The following is a 19,107-nucleotide window of genomic DNA, read 5'->3' as shown; positions in this document are numbered from 1 at the left end:
GCAGTTTAAAACAGGTTTTAATCCTTGGTCAACAAGCGGACTACAGCAAAATGCGCTTTCCTTCGCGGATGGCCGCAATGAGGCTGCGCCGATACTCCGCAAGGAACTCGTCCACGTCCTCCTCCGTGCGCAGCATCGGCTTGGGGTGCGGCGGTCTGACGCGAACGGCCTGCTCCGCGGGTCTGGGAGCTGCTTCAGCTTCCGTCCCGCTTCCACGGTCAGGAGACGACGCTGCAGCCTGCGCCGCAGGCCGCCCCTCCGACCGGGCGGCAGACGGTGCCGCGGCGGCGGCCAGCTGGTTGACCAGCGACAGGTACAGATCGCCCTTCACCACGTCCGCCGTCTGTCGGATGTCGGCGATGTACTTCGCCGTCCTGATCTTCGCGGCCGCGTCCTCCAGCGAGCGCATGGCGTTCCGACGGGCGTTCTCGCTGGCGTCCCGATAGGAGTCGATGCCGGACAGGGACTCGCGCACGGTGCCGACGACGCTTAGCGCGCGTTCGCGTTCCGCGTCGATCAGCTCGCCCATGCGCCGTTGCAGTTCGGTCAGCTGGCTCCTGAACAGGTTGACCCTGTTGCCGCGGAACAGCTGCGGATCGTCCGCCGTGGCGCGCACCGCGTCCCGCTCCCGCTGCAGGTCGGCGGAAGCGAGGGTGAAGTTGGAGTCGTTGGCTGCGATCCAATCCAAGCCGTCGGTCAGCACCTTGCGCTGGGCGCCGTTGAGCACCTTGCGGATCGGATCGATCACATCCTCCTTGTCGTCGAGCAGCCGGTCGGTGTTGTCGTCCTCGTCCTGAGCGGGGAAAGATTCCAGCAGCCATTCCTCGGGCTTCGCGGCCACGGACTTCAGGTGCGCAAGCGGCTCGTCCAGGGATTCGACGAACCTGAACCGGCTGTTGGCGGCCCGCAGGTTCTCGATCCTGCGGGCTTCGGCATCCAGTCCTTCCTTGATGGATCGGGCCATGTCCTCGTCGTCCGCCGGCAGCCTGTCTCCGGTCATGCCGAGATAGTCGACGGCGAAGCTGCGCAGCTCCCTGAGCTTGGCGGCGTCGCGCCGCTTCGGGACCTCCACGCGCACGCTGTCGCGCTTCTGCTGATTGACCAGCATCCTGACGACGTCGGTGTGCGGCACCCGATGGCTGTCGACCGTCAGCCGAAGGCGTTCGGCTCCGATCAGATGGCACAGGCAGGCGAGCGTGACCTGCAGAGGCCATCCGTACGGTTCGTCCTCGTAGTGCTGCACGACGTCTCGCACCGTCGGCGTGACATTGATGCGGACCTGACCGACCACATAGTCGTACACGTCCTGCGCCGGCAGATCCAGACGATTGGCCGCGGAATCGGTGCCGTCAAGGGTTGAGTTGACAGCAGTGGCATCGGCAAGCACGCCGGGAAGATCGGTTTCCTTGTACGACAGCCCATCCACCATGCCGAAGTTGGTGTACAGGCGTCCGATCACCGTCTGCATCGCCTCGGCGATCACGCTCGCCGCATCCCGGCTCGCCTTCACACCCAGCGTGGTGCCGTTGTAGGCGATGGTGGCCGAGCACAGCGCCTCGGACACCGCGGCATCCAGTTCCCTGCTCATGATCTCAAGACTGCCGCGCTTGTCATCTATGATGCGCTTGCGCGGGCCCTGCTCGTTGGCGTGCACACGCAGGTACTTCTCGGTGCGTTCGAGCATGGCCAGATCGCGCATGACGGTGGAACCGGCATCGCTGAGGATGACACGCAATTCGCCTCGCGAGCCGGCCGAACGCAGGACCGCGTTGCCCTGCTCTACACCGGCCATCGGAGTGACGATGTGCAGCATGATCGGATACGTCCTGCCCTGCGCCGTATTGTCGACGATCAGACCATAGCGGAACGTCGCCTTCTGGTGGCCGTGACCGTATTGCACGGACAGCGACTGACCGAGGATGTTCTCCCTGACGATCCGGCCCAGCCTGTCGCGAACCTGCCTGTCCCCGATTTCGGTGTTCTTGATCTCGCTTTCGACGGCCTGCTCGTCGTTGGTCAGATACTCGTATTCGTTGCCGGTGCGATGCACGTAGTTCTGGCGCTCCAGCACGTCCAGCGTCGTCTGGATGCGCCGCTCCAGCTCGGGCAGGTCCCTGCCGAACCGGTCGAGCACGAGGATGCGCAGATTGCGCACGTTCGTCCTGAACCCCTCCACGTGCTTGACCAGCAGCAGCGCCTTGAGCAAGGCCAACGCCAGATCCCGGTCCTCGGCGTCAAGGCCGATCCCGCGTTCGGCTTCGTTGATGCGATGGTTCACCGTGCTCTGAATGGTGCCGGCGATGCCGTCGTACAGAGCGCTGAACGGGACAAGGCCGCCGACGGCATCATCCCTATGATCCGTCAGCGCGCTGCTGATGGTGGACAGCAGCGAGCGCTCGCCGACCGAGCGATGCTGGCCTTCGAAGAACCCGGCGTTGCTCATGCCGCGCATCGCGTCCTGAAACAGCGTGAACTGGTAGTTGACGAACGGGTAGGTGGCGGTGAAATCCTCCTCGGTGCCGAATCTGGAGTCCTTGAACTGGCGCATGCCGCCTTCGCCTTGGAAGGTGAACAGCGCGTCGAGTTCCTCACGATGCTCACGCCATAGTTCCTCAGTCTTCGCTTCGCCCCGATCGTTCTTGACGAGCAGTCGCTTCTGGATGACCTCGCGGGCATCAGTGCTGGCCAGCTTCAGGTTGACGGCGAATCGCCCCTTGATCTTCGTGAAGTCAAGGCCCTGGCTGGCCGTGCGGTCGCCGACGACGGAATCGAGATCCTCCTGCGAGGTGACGATCACCCACACCCGGCCGTTGGAGCGGGAGAACAGCTCCTCCGTCACGGTCTGCAGATTGAGCATGAGGTCCGTTCTGGTCCCGATGAACTGGCCGATCTCGTCCACGAGGAAGATCAGGCGATGGCCGTCGGGCTGGCGCTGCAGCCAGTCGTTCACGTCGTCGGCGAAGTCGGCGATGGTCGGACTGTACTGCTTCTGGTAGTCCTTGAGGATGTCGTGCACCTCGTCGCCGGTGGCTGCGGCGAACGCCCTGTCGATCTTGGGGCCGGAGAACGCGGCCTGCGTGCGTCCCTTGGACCACGGCTTGCCGGCGATCTGTTCGAACTGACGCTTGAACTCGTCCAGACGGCCGTTGGCGTCGAGGTCGCGTTCCATCTTCGCCACGTACTTGTTGGCGCCGTAGTAGCCGCGGGCCTCGTCGAACACGCGGATGAAGGCGTCCATGAGCATGGTCCTGCTGCCCCGCTGCGCCTTGCTGTCGATGTTGAACAGCAGCGAGGTGGCGGGGATGCGCAGATTCGCTTCCAGCAGCCCCTCGAGCTCATGGTTTTCGGCGTCGCGCGCCTTGGACTTCATGACGTCGATGACCTGCGCGCGGCTCATCGGATCGGCCTCCCCTGCGGCGGAGGCCGCCGGAACGTCGCCCAGAACATGGGAGAGGATCTTCAGCAGGTGCGACTTGCCGGAGCCGAAGTAGCCCGAGATCCACACGCCGTTCGTGTAGGCGGAGGACCGATCGTTGTACGCGTCGAAGAAGCGCTCGAGATTGGTCTGGATCTCGTCGGTCAGCACGTATTCGCGCACCTCGTCGGCAAGGTTGCTGTCGTCGCTGGCCTTGATGACGCCGTCGACCTTGTCGTCGATGTTCCTGACGAAAATGTCCCTGAACCGCAATGCGCCGCTCTCGCCATTGCCCATGTCGCTCATGCGTTGGCTCCTTCCCAGATCGCGTCGTTGAGACTGAACGCACGGTAGTAGTTGTCTGCGCCGAGACGGTCGAACAGACGCATCACCGACACGGTCGATGCCGTCTTCCTGTAGGTGCCCGGGAAGAACACCACCACGGGCGTGCGCTCGGGAATAACGTACTGAAGGCAGTTGAGCAGCGCATGCGCGCGAATGTACGGATACACCTGCCCCACTCCGGTCACGAACACCAGATCGGCCTCATGGTCCGCCGCAGCCTGCCGGTAGCGTTCCCTGAGCGCATCCTTCAGATCGTCGTTGTCGGGACCGAGCATGCCGGCGAGCGCCTGATAGAAGTCATCCTCCTGAAGCGTCGGCCACGAGCCGTTCTCGACTGCGTCCTCGTCGCCATGCATCTCGGATTCCTGTTCGATGGCGGCGTCGAAGACGTCGTTGTCCTTCATGATTCGCACGGCCAGCTCGTACAGGTCGATGACCAGCACGGCGGGCGCGGAATCGTCTGGCTCTGCGGGAGTCATGCCCTGCAGGCGGCTGACGAGCAGCGGTATGCGGCGCTCGACTTCCAGCTCCTTCTCCGGCAGATAGGCGTAGACATAGTTCGCCGGTTCGCCGCCGGTGTCCTCTCCGTTGCGGAAACGCCTGGACTGCATGTACCGGAACATCCCGTCGAAGTCACGTTCGATGCTGGCGGGACGTTTCCTCGCAGCATTGCCGACTGTCATTGTTCGCGCCCTCCTCTCGTCGCATGTCCGCTGCCTCTCAATGCTCGTTCGTCTCAATGCTCGTTCATCGGGAAGAACAGGAACGATTCCGGCCTGTGCTCAAGAATACCGGTCACGGTCCTTCCGAGCAGGGAAGGCAGGAGCGTGTTGTCGACGCCGTCCACCAGCTCGCCTTCGGCCATGGCCCTGAACACGTTCGAACGCAGCTTGAGCGCCGTGGTGCGGCTGACGTCCTCAAGCTCGGTATGCCACATGGCCTTGGCGAGGATGAACCGGTCGTAGTCGCCGTGGTCCACGGTCGACATGCCCAGCAGATACCGGTCGCGCAGCACCTCGTTCGCGAACTCCCCCACCAGCGCGTAGTAGCGGCACATCGCCACCCACATGAGCGCCTGGCAGTCCCTCGGCGGCGTATCGGCGTCGGCCAGATGGCGCAGCTCCCGCATGGTGAGCGCGCTCAGCCGCTTGATCGCCTCGCGCACCATGCGCACGTTCGCCGCCTGCGTGCGCACGGCCAGCACGTTCTCATCGACGGCGCGCCGGCGGACCTGCGCGATGCGATCCCCCAGCTCGTCGTCCGGCGCAGCATCGGCGCATTCGCCGTCGGCCATGAACAGGCCCGCGACGAGATGGCCCTGGGACGCAAGCAGGCCGCCGACCGTGAACGACAGACGATATCGCTCATTCCCCCGCGGCTCGGTTCCGTACGACGTATTCGTCATCGTCCGGGCCTCCTTCCATCATGCGTGCGACGAATGTTTCAGTCTAACCTTCCGGCACGATATTCCAGGGTCCGGCGCCCTCCATCACAATGGACAAGAGGGAGATGCAGGGGATTCAGCGCAGCGGCATGGCCGCATTGCCCTATGAGATGGCAACGTCCCAGAATCCGCCAATCCTTAAGACGAGGTTGGCGGCTGTGCCAGACCGGCTACGCGGTCGGCGAATCTGAGGCATTGCGCCCGCCGGAGGCCGTCGACCATGCGGGGGTACGCACGTCCGCCATTTCTCGCATATTTCTCGAACTGACGATTCAGTGTCCTGAAGAACACGGCCCTGTCCTCCGTCAGGGAACACAGGAACATGTCCGCCGTCATGACCTCATAGCCGAGTTCCGCCTGCTGCGCCTCGCTGAGCCAGCCGTAGATCCCCTTGTCGTTCGTCAGCAGACAGGTGCATTCCCCTCGTATCATCGCCGAGTGCAGGAACAAGTCGCCCCGATCGTGGCCAACGAAGCTGTCCCGTTCCAGACGGGAGTCCATACGAGGAAGGAGCTCTCCGATGCCCTTCAGCAGTTTATACACCTTTTGACTCTCCTCGGGCGGAATCTTCTTCAGCTGCTTCTGCTTTCCCTGCTTCCCCTTGTACCGTTCTTTGCGCAGACGAAACAGCACGTTTCCAGTCTCCTCCGCAAGCCAATGACTGACGTAGGGCTCGAACCGGGCATCTTCCCGATAGAAGGCGTAGACCCAGTCACGCTGGACCGGGTTGATGAGCACGTTCGTGTCGATCAACACCCTGCGCACAAGATCATCATGATTGCCGTAGTCGATCACAGATCCCACTCCTTCAGCATCCGGTCAAACTCCTCCAGCGCCTCCAGCTTCTTCCGCCGCAGCCGATTGCGCAGTTCCAATACCTCATCGACCGGATAGGACGGCTCGTCATCCCGCATGACCGGATCGATGCCGCGCTTCCGCATGCAGATGCTGATGGTATGACGCTGCAGACCGGTCATCTCGGCGGCGTCGGCAAGACCCACGAGGACCGGGCTCGGATGATGCTCAGTTCCTTCGAACCGTTCGGGACGAGGTCCGCCCCGATCGCGTCGCCGGCACATGGCGTATGCACCGGCGGCAAGCGATGCCACCCCTGCGGCCATGACCCCGATCAACGACAAACGTCTCATGCCCCGATGATAGGCCGACCGCAACCCGGCATTGTCGGTATCGGTAATCCGAAGCGGCGCGGTTTCGCAGGCCGCTTCACGGTGCCGTTTCACCGATTCGAGGGCTACTTCTGGTCGGCGTCTCTGATGACGATATCGAAGGTCTTGCCGAGCGCCGCGCAATAATCGGGCAGCAGATCAAGCAGCCCCGCACGCTGCAGATCGTTTTCGGCGCGCCAGAGGGCCGCGGCACTCAGACCGGTGCGTCTCGCCATCTCATCAAGGCTCACTCCCGCTTCCTTGCGCATCGCCTTCAACTTCCTGCAGACGCCCCAGTAGATGTTGCGGTTCCTCATGCCCAATGCCTCGGCGTCCGCGTCGTACCGTTCCAGTTCCTTCCAGCCGAGCATGTCGCTCAGCACGCTTTCGACGCTCTCCGCAGGCTCGTGGTCGCCGATGAGGCCACGCATATGCTCAGCGATCTCCTCGCGTGTGTAGCATACCGTCCAGTCGTTCGGTATGACACCTCGCTCCGCGGCTATCGAACTCCTCATATGTGTTCATCGGAACGTCCCGTCGTACAGGAGCGGAACGGTTGCCATTCTAGTGGGCGCGACGCCGGCAGAGGTATGTTGCCGCCGAGGAGCACGGCCGTGTTGATCGTGCGAGACGCGGCCGACGAATCCACCGCTTTTCACCGAGGCCGGCTCTGCCCCATACCCGCATCCATTGCCGGTCAGCCCCGGCCACCGGACATCCCGTCATATGATTTCATATGCCGAATGCCCCCGACGGCATATGAGAGTCATAGCTTGTGCGCCATTTCTGCGCCTTTTACAGTTTGTGAGCATGATCAACAACATGCATTCCACATTTGGCAACGGTTCCGAACACGGCGACGCACATGGCCACTCCCCCAGCATCGATGACCTTTATGCCCTGCTCTCCGGCTCATTTCCGCGAGGCGACGGCATTCCGCAGGAGGTAGAGATCGCGCAGGATCTCAGGGACGACGATTCCGCCCCCGCTCCCAGTGCCGAGGACAATGCGGGGTATGCGGACACTATCGCCTGGCTGCGTGAGGGCGACACGTTCGGCGATGCGCGCTCAATCGACTCGGTCGCCATATCCCAGATCATCCGCGAACAGGCCGAGATGCTGTTGAACGACAAGCTCGACTATTGGGCCTATCTGCTGGTCCGGTTCGCGAAAAGCCAGGGATTCCCTCTGGACGAACGACTCTCCCGCGTGTGGCTGTGCAGCCAGCTGACCGGCGTGATCAGGGACATGCTCGAGGAACTGGCGGGCGTAGCCCTTGGCGCCGGGCACACGCTGACCAACATCGCGCGCGCCGGCGGCACGTCCCAGCCAAACGTACGCACCAAATGGCCGCACATCCGCGACTACGCCGACGCGTATCGGGCGATGCGGCAGGACGGTGAAGCACATGCCGTCATGGTCGGCGACCGACTGGCGACGTTCCGCCCCTCGGGAAGCAAAGAATACATGGATCGCGCGGAACGGATCTTGGAGGAGCATCGGAAAGCCCACGAGAAGACGGACAAGGACACGGAACCGGCGTTCGTCCGTTCGCTCCCCGCACGGATGATCGATGGGCTGAAGGTACTGACCGATCTGGCAGACCCCGATCAGATGCTTCACATCGACGAAGCGGACATCAACGGACTGGTGAAGCAGGGCGACTGCCTCTGGTCCCATTGCGCGGAAGCGCATGGCGAAGACGCGCTTCGGCGGGCGTTGGAACAGACCGTGAAGGAGCTGGCGGCGGATCCCGACGTGGGCACCGTACACGGCATATTGATGACCATCGTCACATCTGCAGTGATGGATGGGGAGCAAATGACGAAGGACATCAATGCCGCCATGGGCAGGGTGAACGACAAATGGCCCGAAGCGACGTATACCTTCCGCTTGGAACCGGACGACGGGGAAAACGGTCTGATGGCACGCGTCACGCTGCTTGCGGCAGGCAGCAAATCCTGATGCACTGACGACAACGTCCGACGGCACGCATGGGCGTTCCTCCGGATACGTAAGGCGTCATGCCGCTATACTGTATAGCGGCATGACGCCGAGCGGAAGGAGCGGTCATGGCGATGGTGCAGATGAACGTGCGCATCGACGCGCGGCTGAAGGATGATGTGGATGACGTGCTGCGCCGCGACGGCGTCTCGGCGAGTGACGTGGTCAGGTCGGTGTGGGCGTACATCGCGGACCGCGGGCAGGTGCCCCACTTGGAGACGTCCGCCGAGGAGCGGGCGCGCGAGGAGGAGCGGCGGCGCAGGATGGCGCTCGTCGACGGTTCCGCGGGGCTGGTGCCGCGCGAGCTTGCGAAGGTGGGAATCATCGGGGAGCACAATGCCCAGTCCGCATCCACGCTCGGGGACGCGTCGCCTCGGCGGGAACGCGACGCCATGTACGACCAGCTGCTCGACGACTACCTCACCATGGAGCGGAGCGAATGATGCGGGACGTCGCAGATTCCGCAGCCTCCACCGTCTCCCCTGTCCCCGGCGCAGAACCCCGGTCCCCCGGTCACGTCGACAGTCCGAACCCGCCGCGCAGCGTCCTGCTCGACACCAACGTGCTGCTGGACCATCTCATGCGCCGGGACGGCAGGGCCGGCCATGCGACGGCGATGCTGAAGGCGTGCATCCGCCATGACGTCACCCTGCAATGCGCATCCACATCGCTGAAGGACATCGCATACATCTCGGCGGCGGCCCTGCGCAGGGAATTGAGCAGCCGCGAGGCACTTTCGCCGGACTCCCTGCTGGAAACCGCGACGATGCGAGAGCTCCTCCATCGGATCCCATGGCAGTGCGTCGAACAGGTCCGCGCCCTGTGCGGCATCGTCGCCGTCGACCGGGAGACCTGCGACCGGGCCATCGCACTGCGCGACCGCCACGACGACTTCGAAGACGATCTCATCGTCGCCGCGGCCCAACGCTCCGGCAGCGCATACGTGGTCACCTCGGACCGGCAGCTCATCAGCCACTTTCCCGGATACTGCATCACTCCGAGCCGTCTCACGGCACTGCTCGACGAAGACCGCTGACACGGCACGTCGCAAACGACTGCCGCCGCCGCATCCGCCAGACAACGGCAGCACAACGCCGCCCCCGCGCGTCCCGTCGCCGAGCCTGTGCTAGGCTCGCTGCCAACGGCGGCAACGGTGCCGCCCCAGCCGCGGGAGCGCCCGGCCGCAGCGGTCGCTGGCCGCCCCGCACGACAGAACGGAGGACCCTATGGCAGACGCCTCGATCTTCGACCAGTATCCGCTCGACCAGTGGAAGGATCCGACCCATCGCATCATGGACCGGTTCTCGCTCAAGGGCAAGAAAGGCTTCATCACCGGCGGCGCGGGCGGGCTCGGACGCAACGTGGCCGCCGCATGGGCGGAGGCGGGCGCCGACGTGGCGATCGTCGACCTGCCGCGCACCAAGGACACGCTCGAACCGCTCGCCGCCGAGCTCGCCGAACGGTACGGCACCGCCGTGGTGCCGCTCTACTGCGACGTGTCGGACCGCGAGCAGGTCGCCGCGCTCAAGGACGCGCTCGTCGAATCGCTCGGCACGGTGGACGCGGCGTTCATCAACGCGGGCGTGAACGTGCCCGGCGATGACGCGGACGAGCCGTACGAGGTGTGGCAGAAGACGATCGACATCAACCTCACCGGCGCGTACCTCACCGCGCAGATCGCGCAGCACATCATGCGCGAGCACGGGCACGGCGGCTCGCTCGTGTTCACCTCGTCGCTGAGCGCGCACAACGCGAACTTCATCGCCGGCGGCCCCTCACCCGTCGCTGCCTACGGCGCGTCCAAGGCCGGCATCTACGAGTACGCGCGCTACCTCGCGGCCGCGCTCGCCCCGTACGGCATCCGCTCGAACGCCGTCTCCCCCGGCTACGTGTGGTCCGGCATCTTCGAAGGGCGCATCGTGCCCGAAGCGCACGACGTGATGACCGCGCCCGTGCCGATGCGCCGGTTCGGCACCAACGAGGAGATCGCCTCGGCCGTGCTGTTCCTCGCCAGCGACGCCTCCTCGTACGTCACCGGCACCAACCTGCAGGTCGACGGCGGGTATTCCGTGTACTGAGCGCCGGCTACTGAGCGCCGGTCGCGCAACCGCGTAACAGCGCAGTCTGTGTGACCGCAATCCGCGCGACGCATACCGCATAACCCGCGGAATGAGCGAATCCAGTCCTACAGAGCACGAAATGAGCAGATCCCGTCCCGCAGGGCGCGATTTAGGCCCGTGCGGAACTGGATTCGCTCATGCTGCGCCGTCCGGGACTGGATCCGCTCACTCTGCGCGCGGATCGTCACGATCGCCGGCCCGCAGCCGCTCCCGTCCGCGGCGCGCGTTCTCCAGCGCCTTGCCATACCAGTCGAGGCCGCCATCCACCGCAGTCTCGAACAGGTTCGCCGACCGCGCGTACAGCTCCTCGGCCAGCTGCATGCTCTCGTCCGACGGCCTGAAGCGCTCATGCCACTCCGCGAGCCGCAGGAAGATGCTCGCCAGCACCGCGGCCTGATCGGGAACGTCCGGATCGCAGGTCTGCTGCGCGATCGCGCACACGCGATGGTACAGGTCGACGGCCTTGTCCATGTCCTTCTCACAGCCCCTGCCCGCCCTGTACAGGTCGCCGAGCTTGTAGCAGCTCTCCTCATTGCCGAGCTCCGCACCGCGGGAGAACCACGCGAACGCCCGATCCGCATCCACGCTGCCGATGCGGCCGTACAGGTACACGTAGCCAAGGTTCGTGGCCGCCTGCGCATTGCCCAGCGAGGCGCTGCGCTCGTACCATCGGCAGGCCTTGCGAAACAGCCTGTCCTTCTCCTGCGGATCCTGCACATGCATGGCGTCGCCGTATGCGACCGTGCCCACGTGCAGCGAAAGCGCACCGCCAAGCTCCTCGTCCTCGGCGGCATAGTCGAAGCTCGCATCCATCATTCGCCCCCTTTCGATGCGATATCGTTTCCTTCCGACGCGATGCCCGGACAGGCCTGCCCGCCCGCATCCGCATCGTCGATCAATTGCCGCAGCGCGGCGCGCAAAGCCGGACGCCGCCGATACATGCGTATGAGCCGCTCCGCCTCCAAGCGCATCCGCTCGGCGCCGGCGACATCGCGCAGACGGCTGAGCAGTGCGACGATCCGCTTCACGCCGGATTCCGAATCGTCGCGCATCAGACTTGAGTCCGCGTCATGCAGCGGCGCCGTCAGCAAGGCGCACGCAGCGTCCATGTCGGCGCGCGCCGTCAGTTCAAGCAGATCCGAAGCCACGATGTCGCCATGACGGCTGTCGCGCATGCGCCTGCAGTAGCGCAGCGCCTCCTGCGCCAGACCTTCCTGCCGCAGCAGCTCCTCGAACGTCGTATTGCGGCCATACGAGACCGGCTCGTCATAGCAATGCCGCTCATACGTGTCGACGATCCTCGCGCGCATCTGCGGCCAGCGCTCGCCGCACAGGTCGCGCAGCCTGCCGATGTAGCGGACCGCATGCCCCAGCCCGCGGGCGACGGTGCCGCCCTCGGTGTCATCCTCGTCGGCATCGGAGGCATCGGTGACGATGTAGTACGCGTAGAGCGTGCGCAGGCCGTCCGTGTCGCCCAGACGCTCATACGCGGCCTCCAGCAGCGTCAGCCATCCATACGGCAGTCCCGGCGCCGTCTCTTCGACGTCATACAGCTCCTCGCATTCATCCGCCCAGTCAAGCGATTCCTCATACCGTCTGCAGAACCGCTGCACGGCGGCTTCGAGATCGTCCATGCACGTCAGCCGCTGCAGCGCGTCACGTAGCGCACGCCACTCGTGCTCGCTGAGCCAGCCGCATTCGCCGTCGCCTGACGCATCTGCGCCGGGCGTGCCGAACCGGAGCCGAGCATACGCCCGCACCGCGCTGACGGCTTTGCCCGTATCGGCAGCCTTCGGCGCATCGCCGCCGTCACATTCCCTGCTCATTCGCTTCTTCCTCGCCTTCATCCGTCGCATCCTCTGCGTCCGTCACGCCTGCCGCGTCCGTCGCATCCGCCGCGACATCCGCACCGACATCCGCATCGTCGTCCGCCTGCTCCGCGTCCAGATAGTCCGCGAGCGCCTCGCGCAGCAGCTGCCTGCGCGGGAACATGTCGCATGCCTGCTCGGCCAGCGTCTTCGCCTGCTCGTACCCATACACGAGGTCGACCTTGCGTATCCAACGGGCCACGCGCTGGGCGCCGGACTCAGTGTTCTGCTCGAACACCGGCGAATCCGGGTCGCCCAGCACGCTCTCCACGTAGCGCAGCGCTCTGACGGCATTGGATTCCTTCAATGCCACTACGTCCAGCATTCTGATCAGGATGTCCCTGGACTTGATGCGGCAGTAGTCCCATGCCTCGTCGGACAGCCCGTCCTCGCGCAGCAGCCGCTCGTATGCGGGGTTCGTCGGCGCCTCGCCTCTGCCGCCGAAGCGATGCCGCTGCATGAACGCGACGATCGCATCGCGGTCCTCCTGCCAATGCTCCCCGCTCAGGTCGCGCAGCTTCTGCACGTAGACGGCTTCGGGATCGGTCTGGGCGATGGCGATGTAATACACGTACAGCCGCCGCAGTCCGACCGCATCATGCAGATGCTCGTACGCCGCCTCCAGAATCGTCATCCACGTGTGCGGCAGCTCGTCCAGATGGCATGGCGTGACGAACGGGACCAGCAGGCGCATGTTGTCGAGCGATGCGCTGCCATGCCCGGTTCTTCCCATCGCGCCCCGCGCGCCTGCTCGGTACCGGGACTCATGCTGCTGCGTCAGCGTCTCGTGCCTTGGCTCGTAGTCGTTCTGCATCTGCGCGTAGAGTCGGCGGCGTTCGCGCGCATCGTCGGGAGCTGAACGGTCCTTGCGATCGGCTTGGCCGCCGGCTTGGTCGTCGTCTTGGCCGCGGAAGAACGTCCGTTCGTACAGCAGCCGCATCTCCTCGCTCATGAACGTCTTGTCAAGGTCCGGCAGGCAGAACAGCGCTTCGAAGATGCGCTTGACGGCTTCCCAATCATCATCCGTCAGCTTCGGCACCTGCGGGAACTGCGCACGCACGTACCAGCGCACAGCCATGCTCGCATCCCAGGGAAAGCCGTCATCCACCGGCATGGAATCCGAGTCGTCGTTCCGGCGAGCGCGGTCGCTGCGCCGCCGCATGTCGTCCATGGCCAGCAGCACGGCGGCCATGTGCTTGCAGAACGCCGACCGCTGCGCATACGGGCACGTGCATGCGGCCGAGACCACCGTGCCATACCGCAGACGCACGTCCACCTCGTATACGCTCTCTGCGCTGCCGAATACGGCGGCATGCCACAGGCCGGGCGCGATCATGCGCGGCGCGTGGACCTTGCCTGCCGCGAAGTACGCTGAGCCGCGATCGAGGATGCGCTGCTCGAACAGGTCGACGTAATGGTCGTTCAGGCGCGGAATCTCGTTGATGTCCTCGTTGCCGCCGTTCATGATCCCTCCTCATCTGCGAGCAGTGCCGTGTCGCATATGCGGTTTCATTATTCCTCTTCCGCAACCGAAGAATGAGCGACCCCAGTTCCGTACAAGCCGAAATCATGCCGTACGGAACTGAATTCGCCCAGTTTGCGCCATGACCTTCTCGTTCGCCTCATCCATCACGTCGGATTCGACGAGAGTGCCATGGGCCCCAGCCATCGGAGCCGTCGGATGCTCCGTGACATGCCTCAGCCGGCCGCACTCATATGTCTTGTTGCCGTCGAGCAGCAACCGGTTCTTTCCGACGAAATCCACATCTCCTTCGAACAGCAGACTGAATTCCGTCACCTTGGTCGGTTCGACGTCGAAGACCCTGACCCCATCGTTGCCCATGACTTCAGTCTAGTCCTCCCGGGCTCCGCGACCGGGAATCAGCAGCGGGAATCAGCGGTATGCCGACGAACGGCGTGGTTTCTGCATAGTCAGGGGCACTTTTCGCCGTCTGCGCGAAGATATCTGCATAGTCAGGGTACCTGTCGCATCGGCATCGTCCGTGCGAGTCCGGCAGTCTTGTCACGGATTTGGCGGCATCAAGCCGTTTCTCCGGGTTCCGCCGCATTCCGGATACGCTTGTTGCAGCCCCTCGATGCCCCTCACTCTGCAGATACCTTCCCGCAGAACGCAAAAAGTACCCCTGACTATGCAGATACCTCGCGGAGATGCCGGACGGACCGGCCTGAGGCGTGTCCGCCCGGCCACGCGACATGGCGAAGACCGAAATTCGCGAGCAGACGGCCGGACCGAAACGGGCAGGCGCGTCGAGGAGCGGATCTCCGCGTCATCGAAGTGGCCGCGGAAGCGGAAGCGGAGATGCACCACCCGTGCCAGTACGGCAATGCCGCTCTTACCCCACCAGCCACGTGAGCTTCGCCACCGAATACAGCGGCACGAACGGGATGAGGATCGGCGTGGAGGCGGCGTAAGCGCGGTAGTCGGGGTCGTCGCCGTAGTTGCGGGTCTGGCGGATCTCCAGACGCCGCGCGCCGCCGAACATGATCCACGTGATGACGAGCCAGCCGGCCGTCATCGCCAGCCACTGCCAGAATCCGCGCGCCGCGCTCCAGCCAGACACGAACACGCCGGTCCACGCGAGCACCTCGCCCAGATAGTTCGGGCAGCGCACCAGACGGTACACGCCCACGTCGCAGAACCGGCGCGGATGATCCCGTTTGAACGTGCTCTTAGTATGGTCGGCCACGGCTTCGAGCGCGATACCGCACGCGCAGATCGCCGCGCCCGCGACGCCCGCCCAGTCGTCGCGCATGCCGGAGCCGACGCGGAACAGCACCGGCGACGTCTCGCACGCATACAGTAGCGCGCACGCCAGCCACGTGCCGATCTTCGCGACCGTCGGCACGCCGGAGCCATCCTTGATCTCGCGGCGCATGGCGTCGCGATAGGATGCGCTGCGGCGTTCGCGCGCGAGCAGGAACCCGCCGAGCCGCACGCCGTAGACGACGAGCAGCGCGCACAGCACGGCGCCCAGCGGCGTCAGCGCGGCCGCATCGTGCGAGTCAGAGGCCAGCCCCGCAAGGCCGACGGCCGCGAGCGCCACGCCGATCGCCGCCACGGAGAACCCATAGCCGAGCGATATGAACCAGACGAACTTCCTGAAACCGATGGCGCTGACCGCGAGCGCCGCGGCGAATGCTGCGAGAAAGAGAACACCCATGCGCCTCATCATGGCATCGGGCACGTACTCGAGTACGTACGCGGGCGGTGTCCGGGGCGGGATTCCGCGGTCAGGCGGACTATATAGGCCGTGTTCGCAGGACAGGCGGCGCAAACTATACGATTCGACACACAAACGGACGCTCACATCACCTGAGCGGCGCACAATGTACAGACCGGTACACAATCGGACGTCCACGCCATCTGGGCGGCGCAAAACGTATGGCCCCGTACGAAAACGGACACCCGCATCACCTGAGCGGCGCACAATGTACGAATCCGCACGAAAACGGACGCAGAGAAACCTTCAGCGGCACAAAATGTACAGACCGGTACACAATCGGACGCAGCCACCGACTCAGCGGCGCACAATGTACGGACCCGTACGCAAACGGACGCCCACATCACCTAGGCGGCGCAAAACGTATGGATCCGTACGAAAACGGACGCCAATCCGCGCAGACGGACGGACGCACAACGACGAGGACGCGCGGAGGCTCGAACTCGCGGGGAGCGCAGGCGTCGGAGACGCGCCCTGCGTCACACCGCGTAGGCGGACCAGCGGCCGTGCGAACGTTCCACCTCGATGGGCATGCCGAACAGCTCGGTGAGGCGCTCGTCCGTGAGCCCCTCCTCCAGCGAGCCGGAGTACACGATCGTGCCGGCGGACGGGTTGCCGTGCGCGTCGATGCCGTCGCCGCGGCCGTCGGCGTCGTTCGGCGCGGCGGTGGCGTCCTCCACGCTCACCGGCTTGCGGCCCATGATGGCGATGCGGTCGAATCCGGCGGGGATCTCCTCGAGCCGGTGCGTCACCAGCACGACCGCGCGGTTCGAATCCTCCCGTCCGATGCGGCTCAGCGTGCGCATCACCTGTTCGCGTCCGCCGAGGTCCAGGCCGGTGGTCGGCTCGTCCATGATGAGCAGCTCCGGGTCGCCCATGAGTGCGCGGGCGATGAGCACGCGCGTGCGCTCGCCTTCGGACAGTCGCCACATCTGCTTGCCTTCGAGATAGCCGACGCGGAAGTCGCGCAGCAGGGTGCGGGCGCGCTCGTACTCGGCGTCGGTGTACGTGTCCTGCCAGCGGCCGGTGACCGCGGTCAGCCCGGTCACCACCGCGTCCAGCGGATCCTCGAACGGCGGGAACTGGCGGGCCAGGTCGGCGGAGGCGAGGCCGATGCGCTTGCGCAGCTTGAACACGTCGTACTTGCCGAGCTGATGGCCCAGGATGAACACGCGACCTTCGGAGGGGAACGTGCGCGTGGCGAGCATGCCCACGGCCGTGGACTTGCCGATGCCGTTGGGTCCGAACAGCACCCAGCGCTCCCCCGCGCGCACGGTCAGGTTCACGTCGGTGATGATGACGCGGCGGTTGCGGCGGAACTCCACGTCCTCGAGCTGCAGTACGACGTCTTCGTTCACTGTGGTTCCTTTCCGTGGAGGTCTCGGGGTGCGCGCGGAAGCGCCTGAGCGTACGCGTCGCGTGCCGCGGCTGCATGCGACGGCGGGCTTCCCCTCATTGTAGGGGGAAGCCCGCCGTGTCGTGGAAGGCGTCCGTCATCGCGAACGCGAATGGGCCGCCTGTTCGTCGGACTACTTGCGCTCGTCGAGCACCGACTGGTACACGGCCACGGTCTTATCGGCGATCGACTCCCAGCTGAAGTGGTCGCGGGCGCGCTCGTAGCCGGCCTGGCCCATCTTCTTCGCAAGCTCCGGGTCGGCCATGATCCTGTCGATCGCGGCGGCCATGTCGTGCACGAACTTGTCCGGGTCGGTGGGCGTGCCGGTGCCGTCGCGCAGCTGGTCGATCGGCACCAGATAGCCGGTCTCGCCGTCCACGACGACCTCGGGGATGCCGCCGGTCGCGGAGGCGACGACGGGCAGGCCGCACGCCATGGCCTCGAGGTTCACGATGCCCAGCGGCTCGTAGATCGACGGGCAGATGAACGCGTCGCAGCCATGCTCCAGCGCGTTGAGCTCCGGGCGGGGCAGCATCTCCTCGATCCAGATGATGTTGCCGCGCTCCTCGTCGAGCTTGGCGAACGCGGTCTTCACCTCCTCGGCGATCTCCGGGGTGTCCGGGGCGCCGGCGCACAGCACCACCTGAATGTCCTTGGAGATGAGGTGCAGCGCCTTGAGCAGGTACGGCAGGCCCTTCTGGCGGGTGATGCGGCCCACGAACAGCAGGGTCGGCTTGCTGCGGTCGATGTGGTAGCGGTCGAACACGCCCCAGCCCGGATCGTCGGGCGCGGGGGTGGCGAAGTCGCTCATCGTGATGCCGTTGTGCACCACGACCACCTTGTCCGGGTCGAGGTTCGGGTAGGCGGTGAGAATGTCCTCGCGCATGCCGCCGGACACGGCGATCACGCGGTCGGCATGCTCGTAGGCGTCCTTCTCGGCCCAGGAGCTCAGGTTGTAGCCGCCGCCCAGCTGCTCGCGCTTCCACGGGCGGAACGGCTCGAGGCTGTGCGCGGTGATGACGAGCGGGGTGCCGTGCAGCATCTTGGCGAGGTAGCCGGCGAGGCAGGCGTACCAGGTGTGCGCGTGGATGATGTCCGCGTCAACGTCGTTGGCGATCTGCAGGTCCACGCCGAAGGTCTTCAGGGCGGCGTTCGCGTCGGCCAGTTCGGACGGGGTGTCGTAGCCGACGACCTTCAGGCTGCCCTTGGCCTCGGCCGCGTTGGGGATGGCCGGCACGTCCGCGGCGGTGCGGGGGCCGTCGAACGCGCGCACGGTCACGTCGATGCGCTCCGCCAGAACCTTGCTCAGCTCCTCGGCGTGCACGCCGGCGCCGCCGTAGACGTGGGGCGGGTATTCGCGAGTGAGGATATCAACCTGCATCCGATCAGTGCTCCTTCATTGGATTCCTTGACAGTTCCGAGGATACTACGGGGGTGGGCGACGCACGGGATTCCAACGGTTCCGAGGGTGTCGCGGAACGTTTCCCGGAAGCCGGACTGCAGTGGGCGCGTCCGCGACGCCCTGCCACGCCCATGTGCTATATTATGTATGCCATATTGAATGTCTGAATGAAAGAAGTATGACTTATGTTGATGGATACGAGCTGCGAAGGCATCGAGAACGGCATCGAGTGGCGTGTCACCGCGAACGACGCGTTCTTCTGCTGGACCGGCAGGGTGCGGCTGCCCGAAGGCCATCCGTGGCGCGCGTCGGACGGCTGGGACATCCCGGCCCGCGTGCACGGCGGCGTCACCTACGGCCCGGACGAGGACGGCTGGATCGGCTTCGACACGCTGCACGCCATGGACAGCGTCATGGACCTCGTCTCCCGGAACCCGGACGGCGAGCTGGACGGCATCCGCGAGATGACCGGCATCCCCTACGCGCACGCCCGCTCCTGGACGTTCGACGAGGTCGTGGCCGAGACCCTGCGCCTCGCCCGGCAGACGGCGCGCGCCGCGAAGCTCCAGCTGCAGGCCGCCTGATCCCGGTCCTCCCCCGCACTCGCCCATCCTCGTCCGTCGTCCGACCGCGTACGGGGCACGACCAGCGTCTCCGAGCACCACGACGTCGTCCGGGCGGGAACGACGTACTTCCCCGGCACGG

The 19,107-nt window shown here is 65.2% G+C and carries 18 protein-coding genes; 5 read left to right on the top strand and 13 right to left on the bottom strand.

Annotated elements, in window-relative coordinates; genetic code table 11:
- Nucleotides 1–40: 40 nt before the first annotated feature.
- The 6 genes from brxC to G1C96_RS01270 all read right to left on the bottom strand — a co-directional run bounded on the left by brxC (nt 41) and on the right by G1C96_RS01270 (nt 6,801).
- A complete protein-coding gene (brxC, locus tag G1C96_RS01295) occupies nt 41–3,721 on the bottom strand; it encodes a BREX system P-loop protein BrxC (RefSeq protein ID WP_169274836.1) in 3,681 nt (1,226 codons plus the stop codon).
- Complete coding sequence (locus tag G1C96_RS01290; RefSeq protein WP_169274835.1) at nt 3,718–4,443, bottom strand: DUF1788 domain-containing protein; 726 nt, start codon at nt 4,441–4,443, stop codon at nt 3,718–3,720. Before G1C96_RS01290 ends, brxC begins: the two co-directional genes overlap by 4 nt.
- Nucleotides 4,444–4,496: 53 nt before the next feature.
- Complete coding sequence (locus tag G1C96_RS01285; RefSeq protein ID WP_169274834.1) at nt 4,497–5,165, bottom strand: DUF1819 family protein; 669 nt, start codon at nt 5,163–5,165, stop codon at nt 4,497–4,499.
- A 177-nt stretch (nt 5,166–5,342) separates the two neighbouring features.
- Complete coding sequence (locus tag G1C96_RS01280) at nt 5,343–5,999, bottom strand: type II toxin-antitoxin system VapC family toxin (RefSeq protein WP_169274833.1); 657 nt, start codon at nt 5,997–5,999, stop codon at nt 5,343–5,345.
- On the bottom strand, nt 5,996–6,445 hold the full coding sequence (locus tag G1C96_RS01275; protein WP_169274832.1) for a hypothetical protein: 450 nt from the start codon (nt 6,443–6,445) through the stop codon (nt 5,996–5,998). Before G1C96_RS01275 ends, G1C96_RS01280 begins: the two co-directional genes overlap by 4 nt.
- An 11-nt stretch (nt 6,446–6,456) precedes the next feature.
- The gene (locus G1C96_RS01270) at nt 6,457–6,801 is read right to left on the bottom strand and encodes a helix-turn-helix domain-containing protein (protein ID WP_205831988.1); all 345 of its coding nucleotides are present in this window, start codon (nt 6,799–6,801) and stop codon (nt 6,457–6,459) included.
- Nucleotides 6,802–7,180: 379 nt separating this feature from the next.
- Here G1C96_RS01270 and G1C96_RS01265 point away from each other — a divergent pair, with 379 nt between their 5' ends.
- From G1C96_RS01265 to G1C96_RS01250, 4 genes are all read left to right on the top strand, one after another.
- Entirely contained in the window at nt 7,181–8,335 is a 1,155-nt protein-coding gene (locus tag G1C96_RS01265; protein WP_169274831.1) for a hypothetical protein, read from the top strand.
- A gap of 107 nt (nt 8,336–8,442) precedes the next feature.
- Complete coding sequence (locus tag G1C96_RS01260) at nt 8,443–8,817, top strand: type II toxin-antitoxin system RelB/DinJ family antitoxin (RefSeq protein ID WP_169274830.1); 375 nt, start codon at nt 8,443–8,445, stop codon at nt 8,815–8,817.
- Nucleotides 8,814–9,410 carry a PIN domain-containing protein gene (locus tag G1C96_RS01255; protein ID WP_240945038.1) on the top strand — a complete coding sequence of 199 codons (597 nt, stop codon included), beginning with the start codon at nt 8,814–8,816 and terminating at the stop codon, nt 9,408–9,410. The genes G1C96_RS01260 and G1C96_RS01255 overlap by 4 nt, the downstream gene beginning before the upstream one ends.
- 190 nt (nt 9,411–9,600) lie before the next feature.
- Nucleotides 9,601–10,452, top strand: coding sequence for an SDR family NAD(P)-dependent oxidoreductase (locus G1C96_RS01250; RefSeq protein ID WP_169274829.1), 852 nt, complete (start codon nt 9,601–9,603; stop codon nt 10,450–10,452).
- 207 nt (nt 10,453–10,659) lie between these two features.
- On the opposite strand, the gene G1C96_RS01245 is transcribed toward G1C96_RS01250, so the two are convergent.
- The 7 genes from G1C96_RS01245 to glgA all read right to left on the bottom strand — a co-directional run bounded on the left by G1C96_RS01245 (nt 10,660) and on the right by glgA (nt 18,381).
- Nucleotides 10,660–11,310 carry a tetratricopeptide repeat protein gene (locus G1C96_RS01245; protein ID WP_169274828.1) on the bottom strand — a complete coding sequence of 217 codons (651 nt, stop codon included), beginning with the start codon at nt 11,308–11,310 and terminating at the stop codon, nt 10,660–10,662.
- Nucleotides 11,307–12,320 (bottom strand): hypothetical protein, encoded by a 1,014-nt coding sequence (locus G1C96_RS01240; RefSeq protein WP_169274827.1) that lies wholly within the window; start codon nt 12,318–12,320, stop codon nt 11,307–11,309. The genes G1C96_RS01245 and G1C96_RS01240 overlap by 4 nt, the downstream gene beginning before the upstream one ends.
- On the bottom strand, nt 12,304–13,827 hold the full coding sequence (locus G1C96_RS10080; protein ID WP_205831987.1) for an SWIM zinc finger family protein: 1,524 nt from the start codon (nt 13,825–13,827) through the stop codon (nt 12,304–12,306). Before G1C96_RS10080 ends, G1C96_RS01240 begins: the two co-directional genes overlap by 17 nt.
- Before the next feature lie 102 nt (nt 13,828–13,929).
- Complete coding sequence (locus tag G1C96_RS01230) at nt 13,930–14,205, bottom strand: hypothetical protein (protein WP_169274826.1); 276 nt, start codon at nt 14,203–14,205, stop codon at nt 13,930–13,932.
- Between the two features lie 511 nt (nt 14,206–14,716).
- Nucleotides 14,717–15,544: a DUF1295 domain-containing protein gene (locus G1C96_RS01225; RefSeq protein WP_169274825.1), complete on the bottom strand. Its 828-nt coding sequence runs from the start codon at nt 15,542–15,544 to the stop codon at nt 14,717–14,719.
- A gap of 539 nt (nt 15,545–16,083) precedes the next feature.
- Nucleotides 16,084–16,962 (bottom strand): ABC transporter ATP-binding protein, encoded by an 879-nt coding sequence (locus G1C96_RS01220; RefSeq protein ID WP_169274824.1) that lies wholly within the window; start codon nt 16,960–16,962, stop codon nt 16,084–16,086.
- A 171-nt stretch (nt 16,963–17,133) separates the two neighbouring features.
- A complete protein-coding gene (gene glgA / locus G1C96_RS01215; protein WP_169274823.1) occupies nt 17,134–18,381 on the bottom strand; it encodes a glycogen synthase in 1,248 nt (415 codons plus the stop codon).
- 206 nt (nt 18,382–18,587) lie between these two features.
- Between glgA and G1C96_RS01210 the strand changes: the two genes are divergently transcribed.
- Nucleotides 18,588–18,986: a TroA family protein gene (locus G1C96_RS01210; RefSeq protein ID WP_169274822.1), complete on the top strand. Its 399-nt coding sequence runs from the start codon at nt 18,588–18,590 to the stop codon at nt 18,984–18,986.
- Nucleotides 18,987–19,107: the final 121 nt, after the last annotated feature.

The organism is Bifidobacterium moraviense (assembly GCF_012932365.1).
In the GTDB taxonomy this organism is placed as follows: Bacteria; Actinomycetota; Actinomycetes; order Actinomycetales; family Bifidobacteriaceae; genus Bifidobacterium; species Bifidobacterium moraviense.
The sequence above is the reverse complement of the archived record's forward strand: the minus strand, read 5'-3'. Positions and strand labels throughout refer to the sequence as shown.